We start from the raw sequence: 25,624 nt of genomic DNA on the forward strand, positions 1-25,624 counted from the left end.
AGCAGGAGTGACTGTATGCCAGCTGTACCGAACAGCGGAAATAAGCCCCTTCCCCGCTGACACCTGGCCTGGCAGCAGCGGCCGACGAGGTGATCGCTCATCACTCCCGACGCCGGCATAAGGGCAAGGAGGATAGGGCGGCGTCATCGCGGCGGCAGGGCGGGCAAGGTGGGGCAGCGCCTGCCTCCCCCCAGATGCGGGGTTGCCGCTCGACGGCCGGTGACCCCAGAGTGGGGGACATTCCTCACGGAGCCATGCCCATGTCATCCCTGCCCCACCCCGCCCTGCTCGTCATCGACCTCCAGGTCGGCCTTCTTCACGGCCCGGAGGCGCCCCATGCCGGTGCCGAGACCCTGGCCAACATCAATCGCCTGAGTCAGGCGGCCCGCGCCGCCGGAGCCCCCGTGCTGGCGGTGCGCCACACGGGCCCGGCCGGTAGCCCCATAGCCGCCGGCAGTCCGTTCTGGCAACTGGCACCTGAACTGGCGGTCGACAAGGCCGATCGGGTGTTCGACAAGCACAGACCCAACGCCTTTCATGGCACCGGCCTCGATGGCTGGCTGAAGGAGGGCGGGGTGCAGACCCTGATAGTCACCGGCATGAAGACCCAGTACTGCATCGATACCACCTGCCGGGCGGCGGCAGATCTCGGCTACGCCGTGGTGCTGGTGAGCGATGCCCACACCTGCATGGATACCCCACAACTTGCTGCAACCCAGATCATCGCCCACCACAACGCCACCCTGGCCGGCCCCTTCGTGCGGCTGATGAGCAGCGACGAGCTGTGCGAGGCGCTGAGCCACTCCCTTCAACCCGGTTGATGACGGCCCCACAACGAAGAAGGGAGGCAGCATGCCTCCCTTTTTCGCTCAGCTCCCGACCGCTTATTCCGGCGCCCCTGACTGCTGGCACTCGGCGTGGCAGGGGCAGGTCACCAGATGATCGTTCACCATGCCCACCGCCTGCATGAAGGCGTAGCAGATGGTACTGCCGACGAAGGTAAAACCGAGCTTCTTGAGGGCCTTGGCCATGGCATCCGACTCCGGCGAGGTAGCCGGGATATCGCCGTTGCCCTGGCGCTGGTTGACCATGGGGACACCGCCGACGAAGCCCCACAGGTAGTCCGCGAAGTCGATGCCCTGCGCCTCCAGTGCCAGATAGGCGCGAGCGTTTTTGATGATCGACTGCACCTTGAGGCGATTGCGGATGATGCCGGTGTCTTGCATCAGCCGCGCCACATCCTGCTCGTCGAACCGGACAATGAGGGTGGGATCGAAGTCCGCATAGGCGCGGTAATAGCTGTCGGTGCGTTTGAGAATGGTGATCCAGGAGAGCCCCGCCTGCTGGCCATCGAGGCAGAGCTTGGCAAACAGCTCGCGCGGGTCGCGCACCGGCCGCCCCCACTGTCTGTCATGGTATTCGATATATTCCGGGTCCTTGGTCACCCAGGCGCAGCGCAGTTCCATTCCTCGTCTCCTGTTATTTTTCTCTGTCCGACTCTCTGTCCGACAGGGGGATATCGTCGGCGACATCATGGGGCTTTCATCCCGGGCCAACCAGGCCCGGCGCAGCCCCGCCCCATGAATCCCCTATAATTTCGCCTATTATCCGACCATGCCAGACGGTATACTCCTTCGGTTCACATTCAGCAAATCTTGCTCTGATTTCACTTCGCGCGAAAAACACTATGCAAAAATTCGATGTCAAAACCTTTCAGGGCCTGATCCTGCAGCTGCAGGACTATTGGTCCCGCCAGGGCTGTACCATCATTCAGCCGCTGGATATGGAAGTGGGTGCCGGTACCTCCCACCCCATGACCTGCCTGCGCGCCCTGGGCCCGGAGCCCATCGCCTGCGCCTACGTGCAACCGTCCCGCCGTCCCACCGACGGCCGCTACGGTGAGAACCCGAACCGCCTGCAGCACTATTACCAGTTCCAGGTGATCATCAAGCCGTCCCCCGACAACATCCAGGAACTCTACCTCGGCTCTTTGAAGGAGCTGGGCATGGACCCCGAGATCCACGACATCCGCTTCGTGGAAGACAACTGGGAAAACCCGACCCTGGGTGCCTGGGGTCTGGGCTGGGAAGTCTGGCTCAACGGCATGGAAGTGACTCAGTTCACCTACTTCCAGCAGGTTGGCGGCCTCGAGTGCAAGCCGGTGACCGGCGAGATCACCTATGGTCTCGAGCGTCTGGCCATGTACATTCAGGGCGTGGACAGCGTCTATGACCTGGTCTGGTCCGATGGCCCCCTGGGCAAGACCACCTATGGCGATGTGTTCCACCAGAACGAAGTGGAGCAGTCCACCTACAACTTCGAACACGCCGATGTGGACTTCCTGTTCCACTGCTTCGAGCAGTACGAGAAGGAAGCCCAGCACCTGCTGGCACTGGAAACGCCGCTGCCGCTGCCCGCTTACGAGCGCATTCTGAAAGCCGCCCACTCCTTCAACCTGCTGGATGCCCGCAAGGCCATCTCGGTCACCGAGCGTCAGCGCTACATATTGCGCATTCGCACCCTGACCAAGGCCGTGGCCGAGGCGTACTATGCCTCCCGCGAAGCGCTGGGCTTCCCCATGTGCAAGCGCACTGAGAACAAGCAAGGTTAAGGAACGGACATGGCACAACATACATTTCTGGTAGAGATCGGCACAGCTGAGCTGCCGCCAAAAGCCCTGCGCTCCCTGGCCGAAGCCTTTGCCGACAACTTCAAAGCCGAGCTGACCAAGGCCGACCTGGCCTTCGGCGACGTCGAGTGGTTCGCCTCACCGCGCCGCCTGGCGCTGAAGGTACACGCGCTGGCCAGCGAGCAGCCGAGCAAGAGCGTCGAGAAGCGCGGCCCGGCCGTCTCTCAGGCGTTCGATGCCGAAGGCAAGCCGACCAAGGCTGCCGAAGGCTGGGCCCGTGGCAACGGCATCACGGTGGAACAGGCCGAGCGTCTGGTCACCGACAAGGGCGAGTGGCTGGTCCACACCGCCAAGGTCGAAGGTCGTCCGGCCAAAGAGTTGCTGGGCGAGCTGGTTGCCTCTGCACTGGCCAAGCTGCCCATCCCCAAGATGATGCGCTGGGGCGACAAGACCATCCAGTTCGTGCGTCCGGTGTTCACCGTGACCCTGCTGCTGGATGGGGATCTGGTGCCCGCTCACATTCTGGGTATCGACTCCGCCCGCACCATTCGCGGTCACCGCTTTATGGGCGAGAGCGAGTTCACCATCGACAATGCCGACCAGTACCCGCAGATCCTGCTGGAGCGCGGCATGGTGGTGGCCGACTTTATGGCTCGCAAGGCCAAGATCAAGGCTGACGTCGAAGCGGCTGCCGCCGCCTTCGGTGGCGTTGCCGATCTGGACGACGCCTTGCTGGAAGAGGTCACCGCCCTGGTCGAATGGCCTGTGGTGCTGACCGCCAACTTCGAAGAGAAGTTCCTGGCCGTTCCGGCTGAAGCGCTGGTGCACACCATGAAGGGTGACCAGAAGTACTTCCCGGTCTACGACAAGAGCGGCAAGCTGCTGCCGAAGTTCATCTTCGTCACCAACATCGAGTCCAAGGACCCGAGCCAGATCATCAGCGGCAACGAGAAGGTGGTTCGCCCCCGTCTGTCTGACGCAGAGTTCTTCTTCAAGACCGACCTCAAGCAGACCCTGGCCTCCCGCCTGCCGCGCCTCGAAACCGTGCTGTTCCAGCAACAGCTCGGTACCGTCAAGGCCAAGGTCGAGCGCATCGAGACCGTCGCCGGCTTTATCGCCGAGCGCATCGGTGCCAACGTGGCTCAGGCCAAGCGTGCCGGCCTGCTCTCCAAGTGTGATCTCATGACCAACATGGTCGGCGAGTTCGCCAGCACCCAGGGTGTCATGGGGATGCACTACGCCCGTCACGATGGCGAAGACGAAGTGGTGGCCGTGGCCCTCAACGAGCAGTACATGCCGCGCTTCGCCGGTGATGCTCTGCCGTCCGCTCTGGAAGCCTGCGCCGTCGCGCTGGCCGACAAGCTCGACACCCTGGCCGGCATCTTCGGCATCGGCATGCTGCCCAAAGGCGACAAGGATCCCTTCGCCCTGCGCCGCGCCGCCATCGGTGCCCTGCGCATCATGACCGAGAAGCAGCTGGACCTGGATCTGGTTGAACTGGTGGAAGAGGCCGTTCGCGTCTACGGCGACAAGCTGACCAACAAGACCGTCGTTACCGACGTGGTCGACTTTATGCTGGGCCGCTTCCGCGCCGCCTATCAGGACGAAGGCATCGGTGCCGATGTGGTGCTGGCCGTACTGGCCCGCCGCCCGACCCGTCCGCTCGACTTCGATCGTCGCGTCAAGGCCGTCAGCCACTTCCGCACCCTGGATGCCGCCCTGGCCCTGGCCGCCGCCAACAAGCGCGTGAGCAACATTCTGGCCAAGGTCGAAGGCGAGTTGCCGACTGCCGTCAAACCGGAACTGTTGCAGGATGCCGCCGAGAAAGCGCTGGCCACCCAGGTTGCTGCACTGCAAGCCGAACTGGCTCCGCTGTTCGCCGCCGGTGACTATCAGGCCGCCCTCACCCGTCTGGCCGCCCTGCGCGAACCGGTCGACACCTTCTTCAACGAGGTGATGGTGATGGCTGAAGACGAAGCCCTCAAGGCCAACCGTCTGGCGCTGCTGAACAACCTGCGCAACCTGTTTCTGCAAGTGGCGGATATCTCCCTGCTGCAGTAATTTGGGTTGGGTTGATTGAAATAAAAAACGGCGCCGTTAAGGCGCCGTTTTTGTTTTGAAATATCCAAGTATTGACTAGCTATATTGTCCCCAATCTCTTGGTACAAACCAATTTGGTGGCCATGTCACAAATTCGCTTGGGCAAAAATTCTGGTTTAAAAATTCCATTTTTGAGACTTGACCTGGCAAAAGTGAGAGCACATGGTTCTTCTCATCACTTTCATAATCCCAAAGATGATAACGGTTGTCTTTATTGTGAGCTCGGCGACTGGGGCCGAAGTCCATAGGAGCACATAAACGCACTAAGGGCCTACCGTCCTCTTTAGAAAAGAAAGTTAGCCTTATTTTTGTTTTGGCATGAATTACATCAATAAATTGAGCTTCTTGCATAACCCCTCCTTTTAAATGACAGGAAACTCAATATAATCATCAACCTATAGTTTTTTCATGTTGCAACTCACAAGTCTCCATAAAGGGAGGATTATTACTCCATGAATGCTGGGGTATTGAAAATCCGTAGGTTCGATTAGCCGTCAGGCGTAATCGGATGTTCGCGTGAAAGCCAAAAGCTGGGACACCCACCTAGCTCCAGCTTTGACAACTCACGCCTCCTCCACCTTTCTTAAACCGTGAGACCCGAGGAGAGAGCCGCCATGACCATCGCCCGTTCACGCCAGATCAGCCTCGCCGATACGCCTTACTACCACGTGGTCAGCCGCTGCGTCCGGCGCGCCTTTCTCTGCGGCCAGGATGCTCACTCAGGCCAAAGCTACGAGCACAGACGCCAATGGGTTGCCGACAAGCTGGGCCAGCTGTCGCAGGTCTTTGCCATCGGCATCTGCGCCTATGCCGTGATGAGCAATCACTATCACCTGGTACTCAAGGTGCAGGCCAACATTGCCCATGAGTGGAGTGAACGGGAAGTGGCAGAGCGCTGGTCTCGCCTGTTCCAGTGGTCCTTGCTGGTGCGGCGCTGGTATCAGGGAGAGGAACTGATAGCACCCGAGCTGGACGTTGTGCAGCAGCTGATCGCCCAGTGGCGGGAGCGCCTCCATTCCATCAGCTGGCTGGTGCGCTTGCTGAACGAGTCGCTGGCCCGCCAGGCCAATCAGGAAGACGGCTGCAAGGGCCACTTCTGGGAGGGGCGCTTCAAAAGCCAGGCCCTGCTCACCGAGTCGGCACTGCTGGCCTGCATGACCTATGTCGACCTCAATCCCATTCGAGCTGGCATCGCGACCACACCGGAGGAGAGCGACTTCACCAGCATCCAGCAGCGTATCGAGCAAGCCGCTGATCTAGCCACACAGACCCCCTTGCTGCTGCCTTTTGCGAGAGAAGGTAAGCCAGAGGCGCTCCCCTGCTGCTTTACCGATTATCTGGCGCTGGTGGATTGGACTGGGCGAGCCATTCGCCTCGATAAGCATGGCCATATCCCGCATCATCTCGCACCTGTGCTCCAGCGCCTGGGCATAGAAGAGGGACAATGGTTGGGGCAAGTCACCCTGTTTCGGCGCCACGGTATCAGAGCCATTGGTGACAAGCTTTGCTGCCAGCGCTACGCCGCCCATTGTGGCCAGACGCGATGTTACCAACCCAGTCCTTGATACCTGAAAAACTCGCGAGTTCACCACCCATCCATCAATGACAGCGGCCCTCTTTGACACTGTACGGGCACTGATTACCAACTGGCAGCCACTGACGCTCGCTCAAGCTCACAGCTCGCACTACCACCGCAGTTTCATGCCTTCCATCCCCGGAATCAGCCTGCACACAAATGGGGTTTTCAGGTTATCCGCCATTTCCCATCAGGTGGGTGTCCCAAATAAGAGACCGGTGTCCAAATGAGAGAATTGGTGGGTGTCCCAATTAAGAGACCAATTCAGGGAGGAGAGGATGCCGATCCTCGGTGTCTATCGGTGGGGTTATGTTTTGGAGGGGATGGATTGGACGGCAAGGCAATCATGCTTTCTGCGCCTTCATTCAGCCCCGGTTAATATCTGAAAGTCAGGGGGCTATATAATGGCGAAACATCTGTCATTGGATTGACCGGAATAGCTGTCGGGTCAAGTGATAGAAAAACATATTGGCAGCATTTTCAATATGCATCACTGCAAAGGGCACTTTCATGAAACGTCACCTTATCCTTCTTGGCGCCATTCTGGTACTGAGCGCTTGCTCCTCCACTCCCAGCAGCGAATATACGAAAGCGGGTGCCTCAGAAGCCCAAAGAACAGATGCCTTATCCGAGTGCCAATATCAGGTCAAACTCAACAAGATCGAGGATGAAGAGCAGGCAGAGCTGATCAACCTGTGCATGCAAGGCAAAGGCTTCCGTCTGACCCCGGTTGAATAACCCCCTATGACCGCCTGAAACAATATCTGCCCAATGTAAAAACCCCATATGATGACCATGTTTGGGGCTTTCAATCCTTAAGCCGCAATGGAAAGGCCGCAATCAATCAACCTGTGGCCAAGCTCCCGACTCACAGCCCCCCCGGCAAGGCTGTGACTCCTCAAAGCACGATGCCGAGCTGCCGTTGCAACTGCCGCTGCCCCTTGGGGGTCAGGGTCAGTTCACGGCTCTCCAGCCCGCGTACCAACCACCCCTTGTCCAGCATATGGCTGAGCAGGCGGGCACCTAGCTGGCCACCAAGATGCATGCGTCGCTCGCTCCAGTCGAGACAGTGGCAGGCGAAGGGGCGCTTGCCAGTCGCCATGCAGTCGATGCCAAGCTGACCGAGATGTTGCTCCCCCTGCGGGGTCAGCCCATAGCCCTCAGCCTCCAGCCAGCCCTGGCTCATCAGGCCGTCATGAAGCCTCACCCCCAGCTCGCCCGCCAGATGGTCATAACAGCTACGGGCAAAGCGCAGCCGCTCCGGGGTCTTGCTCCTGAGCGCCCCCGTGCCCATGTCCACCAGCCCCATCAGTTGCTCCACCACCAGCGCCACCTCATGGCTCGCGATGCGGTAGTAGCGATGCTTGCCCTGCCGGACACAGGCCGTCAGCCCCTGTTGCTGGAGCCGGGCCAGGTGGCTGCTGGCGGTTGACGCCGACACCTCGGCCATCAGGCTCAGCTCGGTCGCCGTCCAGGCGCGCCCATCCATCAGGGCGCACAACATGCGGGCGCGACTGCCATCGGCTATGGCGGCCGCCACCTGCGCCAATCCTTGTTCCAGGCTCTCCAGCTTGCTCATCTCGCTACTCTCTGCTTGCCCCTGTCATTGCCACTCGGCCGTGATCCTGCGGGCCTTGTCGATGTTGTCGGTCACCAGGATCAGCTGGTTGGCATGGTCGCTGTACAGGGTGATGATGTTGACAGAGGCATCCCCCAAGGCGCTGCAGATGGCCCCCAGCTGCCCCGGCACCTCCTGCTTGAGGCGGCGCACCAGCACCTCGCGCACCGCCACCACTTCCAGCCCCCCTTGCTCGGCGGCCCGGGCCGCAGCGGCGCCATCCCCCACCAGAAAGTGGGCATGACCTGCGCCCCCCAGGGTGAACATGCCGCCCCCTTCCAGGCTGACACCGGCCCGCCCCATCAAGCTCCCGAACTGCCCCAGTGTGCCCGGGTTATCGGGCAGCATCACGTGAATATCGTACATCTCTGACTCTCCTCGATGACAAGAGACTCCAGAGTAATGGCACTGCCAGGGCAACGCTTCGATGGCGGACGAAGTGTCCACCCCTTCTGCCCGTGACGACCCAAGCAAAACGGCGCCCAAAGGCGCCGCTATTTCTACATAAGATCGCAAGGGATGCCGATCAGCCGGTATAGACAGGCAGCAGCCCCGCCATGTTGAGCAGATGGAAGGCGGCGGTCAGCACCCCGAACAGGATCACCAACCCTATCATCAGGATACCGCCGGGAGCGCGGAAGCCCGCGCTGCCAGCAGGTGCCGCCTTGCGCACCTTCCAGGCCAGTAGCGGCGGTATGATACAGGTCCACAGGGTGGCCACGGCGCCCGCATAGCCGATGGCCACCAGGAAGCCGAACGGGAACAGCAGGGAGAGCACCAGAGGCGGCAGGAAGGTGACGCCCCAGGACTTGGCGCGGCCGCCCCGGCTGTTGTCGAACTTGAACAGATCCGCCAGATAGTCGAACACCCCCAGGCCCACCCCGATGAAGGAGGAGAGAATGGCCGCCATGGAGAAGGCGTTGAGGGCATTGGCCACCGCCTTGGATTCGATCACCGAGCCCAGGGCCTTGAGCAGGGCATCCACGTTGCCCCCTTGCTCGATCACCGGGCCGAACTCGCTGCGGGGCAGGTTGCCGAACACGCTCACCAGCCAGATGAGGTAGAAGGTGAGGGCGATGACGGTCCCTCCCAGGATGGCGCGGCTGGCGCGGCGCTCCTCGCCGTAGTAGGCCCGCATGGACGACACCGAGTGGTGATAGCCGAAGGAGGTGAGCGCCACCGGCAGCATCACCAGGGCATAGGGGGCGTAGTGGGTCTCGCTGCCGACTCTGTCGAGCAAGAGATCGAGGCGGATGTTCATCGACAGGCCAGAGATGCCGAAGGCAAAGCTCAGCCCCATCAGGATCACCAGCAGCACAGAGATGCGGTCCACCGCCCGGGTGGAGTGCCACACCAGCACGGAGAAGACCAGGGTGAAGAGCACGGAAGCCCAGTGGCTGCCCATTCCCGTCATGCCATCTATGATGAGACCGGCCGAGGTGATGTAGGCGTAGAGCAGAATGCCGCCGACGAAATAGACGCTGAGGTTGTTGAGGGCATTGACCTTCTCTCCCAGCAGATCCCGGGTCACGGTATCGAAGGAGACGCGCAGCGGATAGCCCTTGTAGGATTCGAGCAGCATCCAGCCAGAGACCGTCATCACCACCATGGTCAGCGCCACCGCGAGCATGGACCAGAGGCTCCAGGCACCCGCGCCCGCACTCGGCAGTCCCAACATACCGGCTCCCACACAGACGCCGGCAATGATGCATGCCCCGCCCACCAACGATGGTTTCTGTTCCATTACTCCCCCAAACGGATTGTTGACTGGTCACGGCGCGCCGCCGTGCTTCTCCTGCGTTCGCCAATGCTGGCGCCGGGGGACTTTACCCTTCATGCCTTCGGGTATCAAATCCGGGGGCGAATTGATGGGAAATGGGGGCGATATACGGCCATTGCTCCCCTGTTCGGGGTGGTTCAGGCGCCAGACACCACAGGGGGCGCCCGCAGGCGCCCCCTGTCGGCTTGCCGGAGGGTTGAGGTCAACCGGTATAGATGGGCAGCATGCCCGCCATGGCCATCAGGTGGAAGATGGCCGTCAGCACCCCGAACAGGATGACGGCCACCACCATGGGTTGGCCACCGGGGGCCTTGAAGCCGCCCCCTTGTGGCGCCAGCTCCCGGGATTTTTTCGCCAGCAGGGCGGGGATGATGCAGGCCCAGACGGTCGCCGCCGCCCCGGCATAGCCGATGGCCACCACGAAGCCGAAGGGGAACAGCAAGGAGAACACCAGAGGCGGCAGGAAGGTGACGCCCCAGGACTTGGCACGGCCCTGGCGGCTGTTGTCGAACTTGAACAGATCCGCCAGATAGTCGAACACCCCCAGGCCCACCCCGATGAAGGAGGAGAGAATGGCCGCCATGGAGAAGAGGTTGATGGCGTTGGATACCCGCCTGGATTCGATCACCGAGGCCAGCGCCCCGAGCAGCACATCGACGTCGCCCCCCTTGGCGATGATGGGGCCGAAGGCATTGCGAGGCAGGTTGCCGAAGATGCTCAGCAGCCACAGCAGGTAGAGCGCCAGCGCGATCAGGGTGCCCCCCAGGATCGCCTGCTTGGCCTTCTGCTCCTCGCCGTAATAGGCCCGCATCGACGCCACCGAGTGGTGGTAGCCGAAGGAGGTGAGCGCCACCGGCAGCATGGCCAGAGCATAGGGCGCCTGACCCAGCTCCTCGGTGAGGGAGTGGAACAGCATGGTCGCGTCTATGTTGGCGGCAAGGCCCGACACCCCGAACACGAAGCTCAGCACCATAAAGGCGATCAAGACGATCGAAATCCGATCCACCGCCCGGGTCGAATGCCAGACGAAACAGGAGAAGACCAGCACGAACAACACCGAGGCCAGCTGACTATTGATGCCGAGCAAGCCGCTCAGGATCAGACCCGAGGAGGTGATATAGGCGTACAGCAGAATGCCGCCGACGAAATAGACGGTCAGGTTGTTGAAGATATTTATCTTGTGACCGAGCAGATCCTTGGTCACCGAATTGAAGGAGGCGGTCAATTCATAGGGTTTGAAGGCTTCCAGCAACATCCAGCCGGAGACCGTCATGATGATCATGGTGAGAATAATGGCCAGCGAGGACCAGCTGGTCCAGGCGCCCGCCCCCGCACTTGGCAACCCCAGCATGCCGGCGCCGACACAGACGCTGGCAATAATGCAGGCCCCTCCCGTCACGGATGGTTTCGATGTCATGTGTTATCACTCCCGAAATTTCACAGAGCTGTGAAAAAAAGGGGCACCTGATTAAGTGCCCCTGACTCGTTATGCTTCTATTAATTTTTCACTCTTCTTGCTGACCGCCTGACCCTGAGGCTCGATCTCCTTCAATCTGGCGGTGAAGTGGCGCAGCACCGCCGGCTCATAGATAAAGTCGAGCCCCTTCACATTCCTGGCGTTCTTCTTCACCTCGCCGAAGGCCTCGATGACAAAGTCCATGTGGGTCTGGGTATAGGTGGCGCGCGGTATGGTGAGGCGCAGCAGCTCCGCCGGGCAGGGGTGCTGCTTGCCGGTGGCGGGATCCCTCCCCAGCAGCAGGGAGCCGATCTCCACCGCCCGGATGCCGGCCACCTTGTAGAGCTCGCACGCCAGGGCATGGGCCGGGAACTGACCCGCCGGGATGTGGGGCAGCAGCTTGCCCGCGTCCACGAAGGCCGCGTGCCCCCCCGCCTGCTGGCACACCACGCCGATGGCCTCCAGGCCGTCCACCAGGTACTGCACCTGGCCGATGCGATAGGCCAGCCAGTCCTGACGCATGCCGTCCCGCAGCCCCACCGCGAGCCGCTCCATGGCGCCCCCCTCCAGACCGCCGTAGGTCGGGAAGCCCTCCTGCACCACGCAGAGAGTGCGACACTCTGTGTAGACATCCAGCATGCTATCGTCCTTGAAGCAGAGCAGGCCCCCCATCTGCACCATGGCATCCTTCTTCGCCGACATGGCGAGGCCGTCGGCGTACTTGTAGGACTCCATGGTGATGGCCTCTATGCTCCAGTCGGCGTAGCCGGGCTCGCGCTGCTGGATGAAGTAGGCGTTCTCGGCGAAGCGGGCCGAATCCATGATGACGGGAATGTCGTATTTCCGGGCTATCTCGTAGACCGCCTTGAGGTTGGCAATCGACACCGGCTGGCCCCCGGCGGAGTTGCAGGTGATGGTGCTGACGATGTAGGGCACGTTGGCTGGCCCCGCCTCCAGGATGGCCTCCTCCAGCTTGACCAGATCGAAGTTGCCCTTGAAGTCGGCGGTGACAGAGGTGTCGAACGCCTCCTTGGTGTAGACGTTCTTCGCCACGCAGCAGTTGATCTGGGTGTGGCCCTGGGTGGTGTCGAAGAAGTAGTTGGAGAGCGCCACCATCTTCTTGCGATCCAGCCCCTTCTCCTGCTCCCGCTTCTTGATGAGCACGGGAATGTAGATCTGCTCGGCGCCACGCCCCTGGTGGGTGGGGATGGTGAGGGAATAGCCGAAGATCTCCTGCACCGCCCGCTGCAAGGCATAGTAGCTGCGGCTGCCGCTGTAGGCCTCGTCGCCGCGCAGCATGGCGGCCTGCATGTCCTGGGTGATGGCGCCTGTGCCGCTGTCGGTCAACAGGTCGATGAAGACGTCTTCGCTGTCCAGCAGGAAGGGGTTCATGCCCGCCCTTATGATGGCCTCCTCCCGGTAGGCGCGGGTGGTGCGCTTGACCGGCTCGATGACACGAATGCGGAACGGTTCGGGAAGATGCTTGAAGTTTTCCATGGATAGACACCCTAGCTTTAAATATTCAGGATGAGTCTCATCACCCGCCATCAATAATGGTTGGCAGCTGGCGAATAATGAGATCGGGTGCACGACATCGCCTCGCCAATAAATAAGGCGAGCGCCAGTGCAGATTATTTCAGATCAGGAATTCAGACGGACTCGTTGCATCCATATAAATGCACAAGCGCCGCGGGGGATATTACAGCGGGAAGAAGAACGCGATTTTATGATCCAGGGTAAACCACTTGGGTGAGGTGATCATGATATTCATGTTGTTGCTCATCTGGTTGAAATTAACAACGACCAATAACGCAATCCATTATGGGGGGCCCCGCCCAAGGATCAATTGCGACATGAGCAATTTGGGATGGCGCTAACAGTTTGGCGGGGGATTTTTATACACCCCCGCCGACGGCTCAATGATTCAACCAGGGCAGCCGTTGCAGCAACTCGTAGCGGTCGGCGAGCGGCGTCTGGCTGACCCAGATATCCAGCAGGCCGTAAGCGAGCAGCGGCAACACCAGCAGCAACAGGCAGAGCAGACCCAGCAGCCACTGGGGCTCCAGCCTGCGTGCCTTGCTGCCCAGGTACAGTGCATCGGCGCTTTTGGGGCAGGCGGCGACGCAGCTCAGGCAGCTGCTGCACTCGAGGCTCTGCACCGCGATCAGCTGGTGCACCTGGATGCGGGAAGGACAGGCCCGGCTGCACCTGTCGCAGTCATGGCCAACACTTCGCAGGCAGCGGGCCGGGTCACGGCGAATGCGCAGCGGTGTCAGCAGACCGAGTAAAGAGAGCCAGGCGCCGTAGGGGCAGAGGTAGCGACAGAATCCCTGTCGGAAGGCAACAGTGAGCAGCAGCACCCAGCCGAGGCAGAGGCCCGAAATCAGGGTCAGGTTGAAGAAGAAGGCCCCCATCTTCATGTCAGCGGCCTGATGGTAGGGGCTGGCGAGGTAGCCGGGCAGGGCGGCGGCGGGTACCGCCAGCAATATGATGAAGAGCAGGAAACCGAGCACCAGAAACTTCTGGGCCCGCAGCAGCCAATCCAGCCAGCGGGGCGGCACCCACTCCCCCGGCAACAGGCGAGTACGCAGTCGATGCAGCCACTCACCCACCAGCCCTAGCGGGCAGAACCAGGCGCAGAATGCCCGCCCCAGCAGCAGGGCCGACAGGCAGAGCACCAGCACTGTGATGGTGGCCGCCGGATGGTGCGGATCCACCAGCCCCTGCCCGAGCCAGGCCCGCAGCCCGAGACCGCCTGCGATGGGCAGGAAGCCGTCCACCACATCCGGACGCACCAGCCAGGGGGGGATCCCCTGCCCCAGCTGCCAGATATGGACGCCGTACTGCACAGTCACCAGCCCCCAGCAGAGCAGCAGCAGCTGGCGGGTCCAGGCCCGCAGCGACTGGCTGTTGATCCCGCCGAGTACCGGCAGCGGCCTGTATCTGTGCCACAGGGCGAGGGGGACGACCACCAGCCCCAACCCGATCCAGAGCAGGCTGTCCGCCACCAGCAACCAGAGCATGAGCAGCAGGCCGAGGGCAAGACGCCACTGCCAGCCCGATCGCGCCTGCCACGCCAGCAGCACCAGATAGACCAGGCCAGCCACCATGGTCATGGCTTCAATCAGGCTCATGCATCTCCCTCACAGAACTCATTCGGATAAGGGGGCAGGATAACGAACATCTGAGTTGATTATTTTGATCTGCATGGGCAGAGGGGCCATTCACCCGGATTGGCCCCACCCGTTCTCACCCTTTGCGGCTGTTGAACCTTATTATTTTCGGCTGTTGAACAGGGGTTGATCCGACGAACCCTGCTCGGCCCAGAAGTGGATATTGAAGCGGGCATCTTCCGACAGCTCGACCCTGTGCCAGTACCGGGGCGGGCTGGTGGCAAACTGGCCGGCCCGGATCACCAGACTCAGCTCCGGCTCCTCGGCCTGTTCGTCGGCAAAGCCGTGATAGGTGACGGTGCCCTCCATCACGCAGAGCTGGCCGAACACCCCGGCTGCCGTGTTGTGGTGACTGAGCAGGGCCTGGGGCACGTTGGCGCGGGTGAAGAAGGGGGTGGAGCGACGAACCACCCAATCTGTAGGAATAGAATGGGCGGGAATAAGGTGCAGTGACATGGACATTCTCCTCAGATGGCCGGTCGGCCCGGCCTCAATCGATAAAGTGGATCAGCGGGGCAGCTGGCGCAGCAGCGGGAAGGCGGCGCTCATCTGATCGCCCCCCACCACGAAGCCGCACAGCTCGCCATCCTCGCCGTGCGCCTCGGCCACCATGCCGTGGCTGTTCCAGCGGCACTGCCAGGCGAGATCCTCGCCCTGGGTGCGGCCCGCCAGCTGCAAGGGGTAACGCGGGGTCTTCACCTTCACCAGCATGGGGGGCAGGGTCAGCAGGGTCGGGGTACCGAGCAGGGTCTTGGCCAGGGTATTGGCCCCCAGCACTATTGGTTGCAGGAAGGGAAGCAGCTGACCCCGCCACTGCACGCAATCCCCCAGCGCGAAGATATGGGGATCGCTGGTTTGCAGCCGATCGTCGACCAGGATGCCGCGCTCCACTGCCAGCCCGGCCCCACGGGCCAGGTCCAGATTGGGCGTAAGGCCTATGGCGGCGATCACCAGATCCTGCTCGCAGGTGCGCCCGTCGGTCAGGGTGACGCGCCAACCATCCCCCGGCTGGGCATCTATCCTGGCGAGACCCGTCCCGAATTGCAGCCTGACTCCCTGACTGCGCAGCGCCTGTTGCAACGGCTGGGTCAGGGCGGCAGGCAACAGGGCGCTGAGCGGACTACCCGCCAGATCCACCAGAGTCACCTCGCGACCATCGCTCGCCATGTCCATCGCCAGCTCGCAGCCAATCAGCCCGGCCCCCAATATCATGATGCGTCTGGCCTGCTGGATCAGCCCCTCGGCGGCGGCGTACTCCTGCTGGCTGTTGAGGGTCACCAGATGCTCGCTGCCCGGTATCTCGGGGCGCGCCGCGCTGGCGCCTGTGGCCAGCACCAGCTGGCCATAGGGGAAGCTGCCCTGCGAGGTCAACAGGGTGCGCCGGGCGGGATCTATGCCGAGAACCTGGCAGTGGGGCAGCAGCGTGATGCGCTGTTGCTCGGCGAAGTCGCTGCCAGTCAGCCGGGTCATGGCTGCGGCGGCGCAACCCCGGCTCACCACGTGACTCAGGTCCGGCTTGTTGTACTCGTCGCCGCTGTCGGCGGTGATGAGGCGGATGGGCCGCTCGCCGTCCAGCTTGCGCAGGCTCTTGACCAGTTGCTGGGCGGCGAAGCCGCTGCCGATCACCAGTATCTCCCGGCAGACACCGGCGTCACTCAGGGTTGCTGCGTTCATACACAGACCTCCACGGCGCAGGGCTCGAACACCTCCTTGCCGATGCCGCAGCCGGGGCAGAGGAAGCTGTCAGGCACCTGGGCCCAGGGAGTGCCCGGTGCCACCAGCTGATCCGGCTCGCCCAGTGCCGGGTCATAGACCCACTGGCAGACGGTGCAGAGCATGGGCTGGTCGTCGTCCCATTCACCGGCGGCCGGTGCGGCTTGCGGCGCCTTGGCGATCACGGGGGCAGGCGTCACCGCAGTCTGAGTTGTGGAAAAAACTGGGACACCCACCTTAACTACCGGAGCCGCTGCGGCGCTAGTTGTGATGATCGGACGGGGCGCTTCCAGCGGATGCAGCGCCCACTGACGGGCGAGCTGGCGGCCATGCTCGCGGCACAGGGCCAGCGCCGAGCCATCCGGCCGCCACTTGGCCTTGAGGGAGAGGCTGATGTCAAAACCCGCGTCCATCAGCCGGGTCTGGATCCTGTCCACGGCGCCACCGGTCCAGCCGTAGCTGCCGAAGGCCGAGGCCCGCTTGTTGCGAAAACGCAGGCCGGTGATCTCCTCGAGCATGCCAGCCACCTTGGGCATCATGACGTTGTTCATGGTGGAGGAACCCACCAGTATCCCCTTGGAGCGGAACACCTGGGTCAGGATCTCGTTCTTGTCGTGGCGGGCCACGTTGTAGATCTTCACCGCCACCCCCGGGTCCACCTCGTGGATGCCCTGGGCGATGGCGTCGGCCATCATGCGGGTGTTGTTGGACATGGAGTCGTAGAACAATGTGATGCGATCCTCCTGATAGTGGTCAGCCCACTCCAGATACTTGAGGATGATCTGGGTGGGATCCTCGCGCCAGACGATGCCGTGGGAGGTGGCCACCATGCTCACCGGCAGGTTGAAGCCGAGCACTTCCTGGATCTTGGCGGTCACCAGGGGGCTGAAGGGGGTGAGGATATTGGCGTAGTAGCGCTGGCACTGCTCCATCAGCTCGGTCTGATCCACCTCGTCGTTGAACAGGTGCTCGTCGCAGTAGTGCTGGCCGAAGGCGTCGTTGGAGAAGAGCACCGCATCTTCCGTCATATAGGTCATCATGCTGTCGGGCCAGTGCAGCATGGGGGTCTCGATAAACACCAGCTGCTTGCCGTTGCCTATGTCCAGGCTGTCGCCGGTTTTCACCGGCTGGAAGTTCCACTCCGGATGATGATGGTGACCTGTGATGGAGTCGATGGCGTTGTGGGTGCAGTAGATGGGGGTGCCGGGGATACGGGCCATCAGCTCGGTCAGGGCGCCGGCGTGATCCTCCTCGGCGTGGTTGATCACCACATAATCGATGGAAGCGAGATCGATCTCCGCCGCCAGGTTCTGCACGAACTCGCGGCTGAACTTGTGATCGACGGTATCGATCAGCACGTTCTTCCCTTCGCGGATGAGGTAGCTGTTGTAGCTGGTGCCCTTGTGGGTCTTGTACTCGGTGCCGTGGAAGTCACGCACCTCCCAGTCCCGTTGGCCGACCCAGTGGATGTTGTTCTTGACGTGAATGCTCATCAGGCAGTTCCTCAGCAGGCAATAGTGAATGTGTGACTGAATTCCCTATTGCAGCGGACGTGCCAACTTATAACTTATTGTTTTTACTAGATTACAATATCTGACATTGTCATTTAGACAGCCTCTCTCTATAGTCAAAATAACAAATACACTGTCATTTGGACAATCATCGTGATCTCGACCGACAGCCTGGCGCGCATCGCCCTCGACCTGCAACTCGGCATCTCCCATCAGGACAGGTTCCACCGTCTGATCCAGAGCGTGCGCAGCCTGCTGCACTCGGACGCCTCTGCCCTGCTGCGCTACGAGGGGGGCCAGTTCATCCCGCTCGCCATCGACGGCCTTATGCAGGACGTGCTGGGCCGCCGCTTCGCCCTCAAGGATCACCCGCGCATGGAGGCCATAGCCCGGGCTGGCGACGTGGTGCGCTTCCCTGCCGACAGCTCCCTGCCCGACCCCTATGACGGCCTGATCCCGGATCACGACGACTTCAAGGTGCACGCCTGCGTCGGCCTGCCACTGTTTTCGGATCAGACGCTCATCGGCGCCCTGACCATAGATGGCATGAACCCGACCCAGTTCGACGGCATCAGCGACGAGGAGTTGCGACTGGTGGGGGCCCTGGCCGCCGCCGCCCTCAGCAACGCCCTGCTGCTGGAACGCCTCGCCCGCCAGAGCAGCGAGCCCCTCGCCTCAGCCCCCCATGCCGAGGGCCAGCCGGAGATGATAGGCCACTCCCCCGCCATGGCCCGGCTGCGCCACGAGATAGACGTGGTGGCGAGCTCGGAGCTGAACGTGCTGATCCTGGGGGAGACGGGGGTCGGCAAGGAGCTGATCGCCAAGGCGGTGCATCAGGGCTCACCCCGCGCCAGTGCGCCCCTGGTCTATCTCAACTGCGCCGCCCTGCCGGAGTCGGTGGCCGAAAGCGAGCTGTTCGGTCACGTGAAGGGGGCCTTCACCGGCGCCATCCACAACAGGGCGGGCAAGTTCGAGCTGGCCGACAAGGGCACCCTGTTCCTGGACGAGATTGGCGAGCTGTCGCTGGCGCTGCAGGCCAAGCTGCTGCGGGTGCTGCAATACGGGGATCTGCAGCGCATAGGTGACGACACCCCCCTCAAGGTCAATGTGCGCATCCTGGCCGCCACCAACCGGGATCTGAAGCAGGCTGTGGTCGAGGGGCAGTTTCGGGCCGACCTCTACCACCGGCTGAGCGTCTTCCCGATCCAGGCCCCGGCGCTGCGGGAACGCCCCGGCGACATTCCCCTGCTGGCCGGTTATTTTTGCGAACGCTGCCGGGTCAGCCTGGGGCTGGAGCGGCTGCGCATCCTGCCTGGGGTGCTGGCACTGCTAGAGGGTCACGACTGGCCGGGCAACGTGCGCGAACTCGAGCACGCCATCCACAGAGCCGCCGTGCTGGCCAGGGCCGAACAGGGCAGCCAGTCCCCGGCCCTGGACGCTCACCACTTCAATCTGGGGGCGGCGGTCTCGCCGCCACCTGCCGCCAGCACGGCCACCCCGGCCCCGTCCGTCGCCACCGGCCTCGGCCTGCGCGCCGCCACCGACGCCTTCCAGCTCCAGCTGATAGAGCAGACCCTGGCGGCCCTGGACGGCAACTGGGCCGCCACCGCCCGGGCTCTGGCGCTGGACGGCGGCAACCTGCACCGACTCGCCCGGCGGCTCGGCCTCAAGCCCTGAGGGGCGGCGCTGGGCCCCAAAAACAAAAACCCCCTCGCGAGGGAGGGGGTTTTTCGTGGTGCCTGAGGCCGGGCGATCAGCGCAGAGACTTGACCGAGCGACGAACAATAAGCTCAGGCTGAACCGTCATGGACTCGACTTCCAGGGCCTTGTTGCGGATCCGGCTCACCAGATGCTGCACCGCCAGCAGGCCCAGCTCGGCCTTGGGGTGGCGAATGGTGGTGAGCGGCGGGCTGGAGAAGCGCGCCATCTCCACGTCGTCGTAGCCGATCATGGAGATGTCGTCCGGCACCTTGACCCCGGCTTCCCAGGCGGCGCAGATGGCACCGATCGCCATGGGATCGTCGAAGGCAAACACCGCCGTCGGGCGGGGCTTGAGGGCCAGGATCCGCTGCATGGCGTCGTAGCCGCTCTGGCTCTCGTAGTCCCCTTCGAAGATCTGCTCGTCCTTCAGGGTCAGGCCATGCTCTCCCAGGGCGTCACGCACCCCGTCCAAGCGCTGCTGGGTGGTCGGCTTGTCGATCTGGCCCGTGATGCAGACGATCTCGGTGTGACCCTGCTCCAGCAGATGACGCACGGCCAGGCGCGCACCTATGCGGGCGTTGTCGTTGATCACGTTGGCAAAGTCGCACTCGGTTCCCCAGTCCAGTACCACCTGGGGCACGTTCTTGTGGATCCGCAGCATGTCCCGCAGCGGGGTGTCGATGTCGGTCCCCAGCACCAGCAAACCGTCGACCCGCTTCTCCATCAACATCCGCAGATAGTGCTGCTGACGGGGGGGCTGGTTCTCGGTGTTGCACAGGATCAGGCTGTAACCCTGTTCGAAGCAGTAGGCTTCCACCCCTTGCACCACTTCCGCGAAGAAGGGGTTGGCACTGGTGGTGACCAGCATGCCTATGGTCTTGGTCGAGTTGATCTTGAGGCTGCGCGCTACCGAATTGGGCGCGTAGTTGAGTTCTGCCACCGCCTCAAGCACTTTCTGGGTTGCATCTTCGCTGACCCGACGGGTGTGATTGAGTACATGTGAGACGGTGGAGATGGATACGCCTGCCCTGGAGGCGACATCCTTGATAGTGGCCATCTCTGTCTCCTGAATAACAAAGGCGGAACAGTAGCAGATTTCCCGAATAAAGGCTTGGTTTTAACGAGAGCTGCCAGCGAATTGTCAATCTTGGCTAATCTAGGCGGTCATTTCTTTTTGCGCAAACGGAATTTGGTCAAAATGAGAGCGGACGCAGAATGAAATATCGTCAGTTTTTTACTCTGAAAATTGTCACCGTGACAATTTGTTGTCAGTATGTTAATCGACATATGCGATATTAAACTCCAAAATCCAAACTTAAGCAGGGCATTTGTTTCATAAAAGCCCTACCCAAGCCGTTCCGGTTAGTATCTTTAACATCTTGTTATTGCACGGCGAGGAATGATAGAACCTTATCTATTGCCGGGCTGGCGGGACACAGGCTCGGAATGACACACGGAAAATGAAACAATCCACTGATTAAGGGACGAATCAATGAATAACTTGAGCAAAATGGCAGTCAGGGCAGCGGTTTCTTTGGCTCTGTTTGGATCAGTCTCCATGGCCAATGCGGCCGATACCATCAAGATTGGCATCGCCGGTCCCCTGACCGGCCCGGTCGCCCAGTACGGTGACATGCAGTTCACCGGCGGCAAGATGGCGGTCGAGCAGATCAACAAGGCGGGCGGCATCAAGGGCAAACAGATCGAAGCCGTCATCTATGACGACGCCTGCGATCCCAAGCAGGCCGTGGCCATCGCCAACAAGGTGATCAACGACGGCGTCAAGTTCGTGGTCGGCCACCTCTGCTCAGACAACACCCTGCCCGCCTCTGACATCTATGAAGATGAAGGTGTGCTGATGGTGACCCCGGCCTCCACCAACCCCAAGATCACCGAGCGTGGCTACCAGCTGACCATGCGCACCATTGGCCTCGACAGCGACCAGGGCCCGACCGCCGCCAAGTACATCATCGAGCAGGTCAAACCCCAGCGCGTGGCCGTCATCCACGACAAGAAGCAGTACGGTGAAGGCATCGCCTCCAGCGTCAAGGCGGCGCTGGACAAGGCTGGCGTCAAGGTAGTGGCATTCGAAGGCATCACCGCCGGGGACAAGGACTTCTCCGCCCTGATCGCCAAGCTGCAGAAAGAGAACGTGGACTTCGTCTACTACGGCGGCTACCACCCGGAGCTGGGCCTGATCCTGCGCCAGGCTGGCGAGAAAGGCCTGAAAGCCAAGTTCATGGGTCCGGAAGGTGTGGGTAACAAGGACATCTCCGCCATCGGCGGCCCGGCCTCCGAAGGCCTGCTGGTCACCCTGCCGAACAAGTACGACCTGCTGCCTGCCAACGCCTCCATAGTAGAAGCCTTCAAGGCCAAGGGTCAGGACTCCTCGGGTCCCTTCGTCTGGACCACCTACGCGGCCATGCAAGCTCTGGCAGCCGGTATCGCCAAGGCGGGCGAGGATGATCCCGCTGCCGTGGCTGCCGCCATGAAGGCCGCACCGATCGACACCGTCATGGGTCCCCTGACCTGGGCACCGAACGGTGACCTCAAGGGCTTCGAGTTCGGTGTCTTCCAGTGGCACGCCGACGGTACCTCCACTCAACTCAAATAATCTGCCGGTCGGGGGTGACAAGCGTCACCCCCTCCTTTCTTTGCGGGCAAGTACAGGGAACGCAGTATGTCCGAACACCTTCTTTATCTGGTTCAGCAGCTGCTGAACGGGTTAACCATAGGTAGCACCTATGCGTTGATCGCCATCGGCTACACCATGGTCTACGGCATCATAGGCATGATCAACTTCGCCCACGGCGAGGTCTACATGATCGGCTCCTATGTCGCCTTCATGGTGATGGCCGGGCTCATGATGATGGGCATCGACAGCACAGTGCTGCTGCTGGGCGGCGCCTTTCTGATCAGTATCCTCATCACAGGCAGCTATGGCTGGACCATAGAGCGGGTCGCCTATCGCCCGCTGCGGGGCGGCAATCGCCTCATCCCCCTCATCTCCGCCATCGGCATGTCGATCTTCTTGCAGAACATGATGCGAATGGCACAGGGCTCGCGCGATATCGCCATGCCCACCCTGATCTCCGGGGGTTGGACCCTGGGCGGTGAGGAGGGCTTCCAGGCCAGCCTCTCCTACATGCAGCTCATCATCTTCGTGGTGACCTTCATCACCATGCTGGCGCTGACCCAGTTCATCAACCGCTCCCGCATGGGCCGCGCCTGTCGCGCCTGTTCGGAAGACATCAAGATGGCCAACCTGCTGGGCATAGACACCCATGTGGTCATCTCCATCACCTTCGTGCTGGGGGCCGCCCTGGCCGCCGTCGCGGGCGTGCTGCTCGGCATGTATTACGGCGTCATCAACCCCTATCTCGGCTTTATGGCCGGTCTCAAGGCGTTTACGGCAGCGGTATTGGGCGGCATCGGCAGCATTCCTGGCGCCGTGATCGGCGGCCTGCTGCTCGGCGTGGTCGAGGCGCTCACCGCCGGTTACCTCAGCACCGAGTACAAGGATGTGATGGCCTTCGCCCTGCTTATCTTCGTGTTGCTGTTTATGCCTACTGGCATTCTGGGTCGCCCGGAGGTCGAGAAGGTATGAAAAAACAATTTATCCATGCCTGTATCGCCAGCCTGATGCTGCTGGTGCTCTCCTTCTGGCTGCTCGGCTTCAAGCTGGAGACCGATGGCTCCCGCCTGCTGGTGGTGAGCCGGCTCGATATCTCCCTGGCCTGGCTGCTGGGGGGCGCCACCATCGTCTTCTGGTTCCAGATGCTGCGTGGCCAGATCAGCCGCCTGTTCCAGGCCTCCATCAGCGGCTTCTCCGTCGGCTTCACCAAGCTGGTGCTGCCGAGCCCGGAGGAGGCGCCCAAGCTCTACAACCTCACCGCCATCCTGGTGCTGTTGTTTGCGGTCAGCTGGCCCTTCATGGCGTCCCGCGGTGCCATCGATCTCGCCACCCTGGCGCTGATTTACATCATGCTGGGGCTGGGGCTCAACGTGGTGGTGGGCCTCGCCGGCCTGCTGGATCTCGGTTACGTCGGCTTCTACGCGGTCGGCGCCTACAGCTACGCCCTACTCAACACCTACTTCGGCCTGAGCTTCTGGGAGTGCCTGCCCATCGCCGGCCTGATGGCGGCCACCTTCGGCTTCCTACTCGGCTTCCCAGTGTTGCGGCTGCGGGGGGACTATCTGGCCATCGTCACCCTGGGCTTTGGCGAGATCATCCGCATCCTGCTCAACAACATGACCACTCTGACCGGCGGCCCGAACGGGATCTCCGGCATTCCCAAGCCGACCCTGGGCGGCCTGGAGTTCAACCGCACCGTCAAGGATGGGGGCTTTGGCACCTTCCACGACTTCTTTGGCATCGCCTACAACGCCAACCACAAGGTGATCTTCCTCTACCTGATGGCGCTGGTGCTGGTGGTGGCGACCCTGTTCGTCATCAACCGTCTGCTGCGCATGCCGCTGGGCCGTGCCTGGGAAGCGCTGCGGGAAGACGAGATCGCCTGCAAGTCGCTGGGGCTCAACCCCACCATCATCAAGCTGACCGCCTTCACCATAGGCGCCTGCTTCGCGGGCTTCGCCGGCAGCTTCTTCGCCTCGCGCCAGGGCTTCATCAGCCCGGAGTCCTTCGTCTTCATCGAGTCGGCCATAGTCCTCGCGATCGTGGTACTGGGGGGCATGGGCTCCCAGATCGGGGTGGTGCTGGCAGCCATCGTGATGACGGTACTGCCGGAGCTGGCCCGTGAGTTCAACGAGTACCGCATGCTGATGTTCGGCCTCTTGATGGTGTTCATGATGATCTGGCGGCCGCAGGGACTGCTGCCCATGAGCCGACCCCATATGGAGCTGCGCAAATGAGCAAGCTGAACAATACCAACAACAAATTGCTCGACGTCTCTGACCTGTCGATGCGCTTCGGCGGCCTGCTGGCGGTCAACGGCGTCAAGCTGGATGTGGACAAGGGCGAGGTGATCTCCATCATTGGCCCCAACGGGGCGGGCAAGACCACCATCTTCAACTGCCTGACCGGTTTCTACCGTCCTACCGGCGGTACCATCCGCTACCGTGGCGAGGAGATCCAGGGGCTGCCCGGCCACCTCATCGCCCGCAAGGGCATAGTGCGCACCTTCCAGCACGTACGCCTGTTCAAGGAGATGACGGCGGTGGAGAACCTGCTGGTGGCCCAGCACAGGCATCTCAATACCGGCTTCATCGCCGGCCTGTTCAAGACCCCGAGCTTCCGCCGCGCCGAGAAAGAGGGGCTGGAGCAGTCCGCCTTCTGGCTGGAGAAGGTGGGTCTCAAGGATCTCGCCAACCGCCCCGCCGGCAACCTGGCCTATGGTCAGCAGCGTCGCCTCGAGATCGCCCGCTGCATGGCGACCCGGCCCGAGCTGCTGATGCTGGATGAGCCGGCCGCCGGCCTCAACCCGCACGAGACCGACGAGCTCAACGACCTCATCTCCAACCTGAGGGACGAGTTTGGGGTGTCAGTATTGTTGATAGAGCACGATATGAAGCTGGTGATGGAGATCTCCAACCGCATCTTCGTGGTGAATCAGGGTACCCCGCTGGCCCATGGCAAACCGGACGAGATCCGCAACAACCCGGCCGTGATCAAGGCCTATCTGGGCGAGTCGTAAGGAAATCAAGATGTTAGAACTTCGCAACGTATCGACCCACTACGGCAAGATCCAGGCGCTGCACGACGTCAGCGTCGAGATAAAAGAGGGGGAAATCGTCACCCTGATCGGCGCCAACGGTGCCGGCAAGACCACCCTGCTGATGACGCTCTGCGGCGAACCCAAGCCCAGCAGCGGCAGCATCTGGTTCGAGGGGGAGCAGATAGACTCCCTCAGCACGGCCCGCATCATGCGCAAGGACATCGCAGTGGTGCCTGAGGGGCGCCGCATCTTCGCCCGCCTGACGGTGCAGGAGAACCTGCTGATGGGGGCCTTCTTCGTCGACAAAGCCGAGCAACCTGCCCTGCTGGATCAGGTGTTCACCATGTTCCCCCGGCTGCACGAGCGGCTGGAGCAGCGGGCGGGCACCATGTCCGGCGGCGAGCAGCAGATGCTGGCCATAGGCCGGGCCCTGATGAGCAAGCCGCGCCTGCTTCTGCTGGACGAACCCTCCCTGGGGCTGGCCCCCATCATCATCCAGCAGATCTTCGACACCATAGAGCAGCTGCGCCAGAAGGGGATGACCATCTTCCTGGTGGAGCAGAACGCCAACCAGGCGCTCAAGCTGGCGGATCGGGGCTATGTGCTGGAAAACGGCCGGGTGGTGCTGCAAGACACGGGGGCGGCCCTGCTCGCCAACCCGGCAGTGCGCCAGGCCTATCTCGGCGGCTGAT

24 protein-coding genes are annotated in these 25,624 nt (G+C 61.9%); 11 read left to right on the forward strand and 13 right to left on the reverse strand.

Annotation, left to right across the window (positions count from 1 at the left end; genetic code table 11):
* Positions 1–260 precede the first annotated feature (260 nt).
* Positions 261–821, forward strand: coding sequence for a cysteine hydrolase family protein (locus tag Aeroheme_RS20295; protein ID WP_411166460.1), 561 nt, complete (start codon positions 261–263; stop codon positions 819–821).
* A gap of 63 nt (positions 822–884) precedes the next feature.
* Here Aeroheme_RS20295 and Aeroheme_RS20300 read toward each other — a convergent pair whose 3' ends face one another.
* Positions 885–1,466, reverse strand: a complete 582-nt coding sequence (locus Aeroheme_RS20300) for a DNA-3-methyladenine glycosylase I (protein ID WP_411166461.1) — start codon at positions 1,464–1,466, stop codon at positions 885–887.
* A 221-nt stretch (positions 1,467–1,687) separates the two neighbouring features.
* Here Aeroheme_RS20300 and glyQ point away from each other — a divergent pair, with 221 nt between their 5' ends.
* Positions 1,688–2,611: a glycine--tRNA ligase subunit alpha gene (gene glyQ / locus Aeroheme_RS20305; RefSeq protein WP_005320598.1), complete on the forward strand. Its 924-nt coding sequence runs from the start codon at positions 1,688–1,690 to the stop codon at positions 2,609–2,611.
* A 9-nt stretch (positions 2,612–2,620) separates the two neighbouring features.
* Positions 2,621–4,690, forward strand: a complete 2,070-nt coding sequence (gene glyS / locus Aeroheme_RS20310) for a glycine--tRNA ligase subunit beta (protein WP_411166462.1) — start codon at positions 2,621–2,623, stop codon at positions 4,688–4,690.
* Positions 4,691–4,765: 75 nt separating this feature from the next.
* Here glyS and Aeroheme_RS20315 read toward each other — a convergent pair whose 3' ends face one another.
* Positions 4,766–5,080 carry a hypothetical protein gene (locus tag Aeroheme_RS20315; RefSeq protein WP_411166463.1) on the reverse strand — a complete coding sequence of 105 codons (315 nt, stop codon included), beginning with the start codon at positions 5,078–5,080 and terminating at the stop codon, positions 4,766–4,768.
* A gap of 263 nt (positions 5,081–5,343) precedes the next feature.
* Here Aeroheme_RS20315 and Aeroheme_RS20320 point away from each other — a divergent pair, with 263 nt between their 5' ends.
* On the forward strand, positions 5,344–6,294 hold the full coding sequence (locus tag Aeroheme_RS20320; RefSeq protein WP_404839715.1) for a transposase: 951 nt from the start codon (positions 5,344–5,346) through the stop codon (positions 6,292–6,294).
* Positions 6,295–6,815: 521 nt separating this feature from the next.
* The gene (locus Aeroheme_RS20325) at positions 6,816–7,043 is read left to right on the forward strand and encodes a lipoprotein (protein ID WP_159392280.1); all 228 of its coding nucleotides are present in this window, start codon (positions 6,816–6,818) and stop codon (positions 7,041–7,043) included.
* Positions 7,044–7,203: 160 nt separating this feature from the next.
* Here Aeroheme_RS20325 and Aeroheme_RS20330 read toward each other — a convergent pair whose 3' ends face one another.
* The 10 genes from Aeroheme_RS20330 to norV form a co-directional block, all read right to left on the reverse strand.
* Positions 7,204–7,884, reverse strand: a complete 681-nt coding sequence (locus tag Aeroheme_RS20330; protein ID WP_106885427.1) for an ArsR/SmtB family transcription factor — start codon at positions 7,882–7,884, stop codon at positions 7,204–7,206.
* A 24-nt stretch (positions 7,885–7,908) separates the two neighbouring features.
* Entirely contained in the window at positions 7,909–8,289 is a 381-nt protein-coding gene (locus Aeroheme_RS20335) for an amino acid-binding protein (RefSeq protein WP_106885426.1), read from the reverse strand.
* Positions 8,290–8,449: 160 nt separating this feature from the next.
* Positions 8,450–9,667: an aromatic amino acid transporter gene (locus Aeroheme_RS20340; RefSeq protein WP_106885425.1), complete on the reverse strand. Its 1,218-nt coding sequence runs from the start codon at positions 9,665–9,667 to the stop codon at positions 8,450–8,452.
* 238 nt (positions 9,668–9,905) lie between these two features.
* A complete protein-coding gene (locus Aeroheme_RS20345) occupies positions 9,906–11,120 on the reverse strand; it encodes an aromatic amino acid transporter (protein ID WP_106885424.1) in 1,215 nt (404 codons plus the stop codon).
* Between the two features lie 69 nt (positions 11,121–11,189).
* Positions 11,190–12,656 carry a tryptophanase gene (gene tnaA, locus Aeroheme_RS20350; RefSeq protein WP_290069987.1) on the reverse strand — a complete coding sequence of 489 codons (1,467 nt, stop codon included), beginning with the start codon at positions 12,654–12,656 and terminating at the stop codon, positions 11,190–11,192.
* Positions 12,657–12,858: 202 nt separating this feature from the next.
* Positions 12,859–12,942 carry a tryptophanase leader peptide gene (tnaC, locus tag Aeroheme_RS20355; RefSeq protein ID WP_080675260.1) on the reverse strand — a complete coding sequence of 28 codons (84 nt, stop codon included), beginning with the start codon at positions 12,940–12,942 and terminating at the stop codon, positions 12,859–12,861.
* Positions 12,943–13,075: 133 nt separating this feature from the next.
* Positions 13,076–14,293, reverse strand: coding sequence for a 4Fe-4S binding protein (locus tag Aeroheme_RS20360; protein WP_411166464.1), 1,218 nt, complete (start codon positions 14,291–14,293; stop codon positions 13,076–13,078).
* A gap of 141 nt (positions 14,294–14,434) precedes the next feature.
* The gene (locus Aeroheme_RS20365; RefSeq protein WP_111913045.1) at positions 14,435–14,788 is read right to left on the reverse strand and encodes a DUF1971 domain-containing protein; all 354 of its coding nucleotides are present in this window, start codon (positions 14,786–14,788) and stop codon (positions 14,435–14,437) included.
* A 51-nt stretch (positions 14,789–14,839) separates the two neighbouring features.
* Positions 14,840–16,006: an NADH:flavorubredoxin reductase NorW gene (norW, locus tag Aeroheme_RS20370; RefSeq protein WP_411166465.1), complete on the reverse strand. Its 1,167-nt coding sequence runs from the start codon at positions 16,004–16,006 to the stop codon at positions 14,840–14,842.
* On the reverse strand, positions 16,003–17,538 hold the full coding sequence (norV, locus tag Aeroheme_RS20375) for an anaerobic nitric oxide reductase flavorubredoxin (RefSeq protein WP_411166466.1): 1,536 nt from the start codon (positions 17,536–17,538) through the stop codon (positions 16,003–16,005). The genes norW and norV overlap by 4 nt, the downstream gene beginning before the upstream one ends.
* Positions 17,539–17,709: 171 nt before the next feature.
* On the opposite strand from norV, the gene norR reads away from it, so the two are divergent.
* Positions 17,710–19,233, forward strand: a complete 1,524-nt coding sequence (gene norR, locus Aeroheme_RS20380; protein ID WP_411166467.1) for a nitric oxide reductase transcriptional regulator NorR — start codon at positions 17,710–17,712, stop codon at positions 19,231–19,233.
* Positions 19,234–19,309: 76 nt separating this feature from the next.
* On the opposite strand, the gene Aeroheme_RS20385 is transcribed toward norR, so the two are convergent.
* On the reverse strand, positions 19,310–20,314 hold the full coding sequence (locus Aeroheme_RS20385) for a substrate-binding domain-containing protein (protein ID WP_106885418.1): 1,005 nt from the start codon (positions 20,312–20,314) through the stop codon (positions 19,310–19,312).
* Between the two features lie 435 nt (positions 20,315–20,749).
* Between Aeroheme_RS20385 and Aeroheme_RS20390 the strand changes: the two genes are divergently transcribed.
* From Aeroheme_RS20390 to Aeroheme_RS20410, 5 genes are all read left to right on the forward strand, one after another.
* Positions 20,750–21,871: a branched-chain amino acid ABC transporter substrate-binding protein gene (locus Aeroheme_RS20390; protein WP_162520030.1), complete on the forward strand. Its 1,122-nt coding sequence runs from the start codon at positions 20,750–20,752 to the stop codon at positions 21,869–21,871.
* Between the two features lie 66 nt (positions 21,872–21,937).
* Entirely contained in the window at positions 21,938–22,864 is a 927-nt protein-coding gene (livH, locus tag Aeroheme_RS20395; RefSeq protein WP_111913037.1) for a high-affinity branched-chain amino acid ABC transporter permease LivH, read from the forward strand.
* Positions 22,861–24,129, forward strand: coding sequence for a high-affinity branched-chain amino acid ABC transporter permease LivM (locus Aeroheme_RS20400; protein ID WP_411166468.1), 1,269 nt, complete (start codon positions 22,861–22,863; stop codon positions 24,127–24,129). The genes livH and Aeroheme_RS20400 overlap by 4 nt, the downstream gene beginning before the upstream one ends.
* Complete coding sequence (gene livG, locus Aeroheme_RS20405; RefSeq protein WP_106885414.1) at positions 24,126–24,911, forward strand: high-affinity branched-chain amino acid ABC transporter ATP-binding protein LivG; 786 nt, start codon at positions 24,126–24,128, stop codon at positions 24,909–24,911. The genes Aeroheme_RS20400 and livG overlap by 4 nt, the downstream gene beginning before the upstream one ends.
* 10 nt (positions 24,912–24,921) lie before the next feature.
* Complete coding sequence (locus Aeroheme_RS20410; RefSeq protein WP_106885413.1) at positions 24,922–25,623, forward strand: ABC transporter ATP-binding protein; 702 nt, start codon at positions 24,922–24,924, stop codon at positions 25,621–25,623.
* The last annotated feature ends 1 nt before the right edge of the window (position 25,624 follow it).

This window comes from Aeromonas sp. DSM 116730, from assembly GCF_046581335.1.
Classification (GTDB): Bacteria; Pseudomonadota; Gammaproteobacteria; order Enterobacterales; family Aeromonadaceae; genus Aeromonas; species Aeromonas rivipollensis.

Excerpts from the sequence above, each read along its gene's own strand:
- glyS (WP_411166462.1), top strand. The coding sequence starts at position 2,621 with ATGGCACAACATACATTTCTGGTAGAGATCGGCACAGCTGAGCTGCCG.
- Aeroheme_RS20330 (WP_106885427.1), bottom strand. The coding sequence starts at position 7,884 with ATGAGCAAGCTGGAGAGCCTGGAACAAGGATTGGCGCAGGTGGCGGCC.
- Aeroheme_RS20295 (WP_411166460.1), top strand. The coding sequence starts at position 261 with ATGTCATCCCTGCCCCACCCCGCCCTGCTCGTCATCGACCTCCAGGTC.
- livH (WP_111913037.1), top strand. The coding sequence starts at position 21,938 with ATGTCCGAACACCTTCTTTATCTGGTTCAGCAGCTGCTGAACGGGTTA.
- Aeroheme_RS20320 (WP_404839715.1), top strand. The coding sequence starts at position 5,344 with ATGACCATCGCCCGTTCACGCCAGATCAGCCTCGCCGATACGCCTTAC.
- Aeroheme_RS20335 (WP_106885426.1), bottom strand. The coding sequence starts at position 8,289 with ATGTACGATATTCACGTGATGCTGCCCGATAACCCGGGCACACTGGGG.
- livG (WP_106885414.1), top strand. The coding sequence starts at position 24,126 with ATGAGCAAGCTGAACAATACCAACAACAAATTGCTCGACGTCTCTGAC.
- Aeroheme_RS20300 (WP_411166461.1), bottom strand. The coding sequence starts at position 1,466 with ATGGAACTGCGCTGCGCCTGGGTGACCAAGGACCCGGAATATATCGAA.
- tnaC (WP_080675260.1), bottom strand. The coding sequence starts at position 12,942 with ATGAGCAACAACATGAATATCATGATCACCTCACCCAAGTGGTTTACC.
- Aeroheme_RS20325 (WP_159392280.1), top strand. The coding sequence starts at position 6,816 with ATGAAACGTCACCTTATCCTTCTTGGCGCCATTCTGGTACTGAGCGCT.
- norV (WP_411166466.1), bottom strand. The coding sequence starts at position 17,538 with ATGAGCATTCACGTCAAGAACAACATCCACTGGGTCGGCCAACGGGAC.
- Aeroheme_RS20410 (WP_106885413.1), top strand. The coding sequence starts at position 24,922 with ATGTTAGAACTTCGCAACGTATCGACCCACTACGGCAAGATCCAGGCG.
- norW (WP_411166465.1), bottom strand. The coding sequence starts at position 16,006 with ATGAACGCAGCAACCCTGAGTGACGCCGGTGTCTGCCGGGAGATACTG.
- Aeroheme_RS20390 (WP_162520030.1), top strand. The coding sequence starts at position 20,750 with ATGAATAACTTGAGCAAAATGGCAGTCAGGGCAGCGGTTTCTTTGGCT.
- Aeroheme_RS20345 (WP_106885424.1), bottom strand. The coding sequence starts at position 11,120 with ATGACATCGAAACCATCCGTGACGGGAGGGGCCTGCATTATTGCCAGC.
- Aeroheme_RS20400 (WP_411166468.1), top strand. The coding sequence starts at position 22,861 with ATGAAAAAACAATTTATCCATGCCTGTATCGCCAGCCTGATGCTGCTG.
- glyQ (WP_005320598.1), top strand. The coding sequence starts at position 1,688 with ATGCAAAAATTCGATGTCAAAACCTTTCAGGGCCTGATCCTGCAGCTG.
- Aeroheme_RS20360 (WP_411166464.1), bottom strand. The coding sequence starts at position 14,293 with ATGAGCCTGATTGAAGCCATGACCATGGTGGCTGGCCTGGTCTATCTG.
- tnaA (WP_290069987.1), bottom strand. The coding sequence starts at position 12,656 with ATGGAAAACTTCAAGCATCTTCCCGAACCGTTCCGCATTCGTGTCATC.
- Aeroheme_RS20315 (WP_411166463.1), bottom strand. The coding sequence starts at position 5,080 with ATGCAAGAAGCTCAATTTATTGATGTAATTCATGCCAAAACAAAAATA.
- Aeroheme_RS20365 (WP_111913045.1), bottom strand. The coding sequence starts at position 14,788 with ATGTCACTGCACCTTATTCCCGCCCATTCTATTCCTACAGATTGGGTG.
- Aeroheme_RS20385 (WP_106885418.1), bottom strand. The coding sequence starts at position 20,314 with ATGGCCACTATCAAGGATGTCGCCTCCAGGGCAGGCGTATCCATCTCC.
- Aeroheme_RS20340 (WP_106885425.1), bottom strand. The coding sequence starts at position 9,667 with ATGGAACAGAAACCATCGTTGGTGGGCGGGGCATGCATCATTGCCGGC.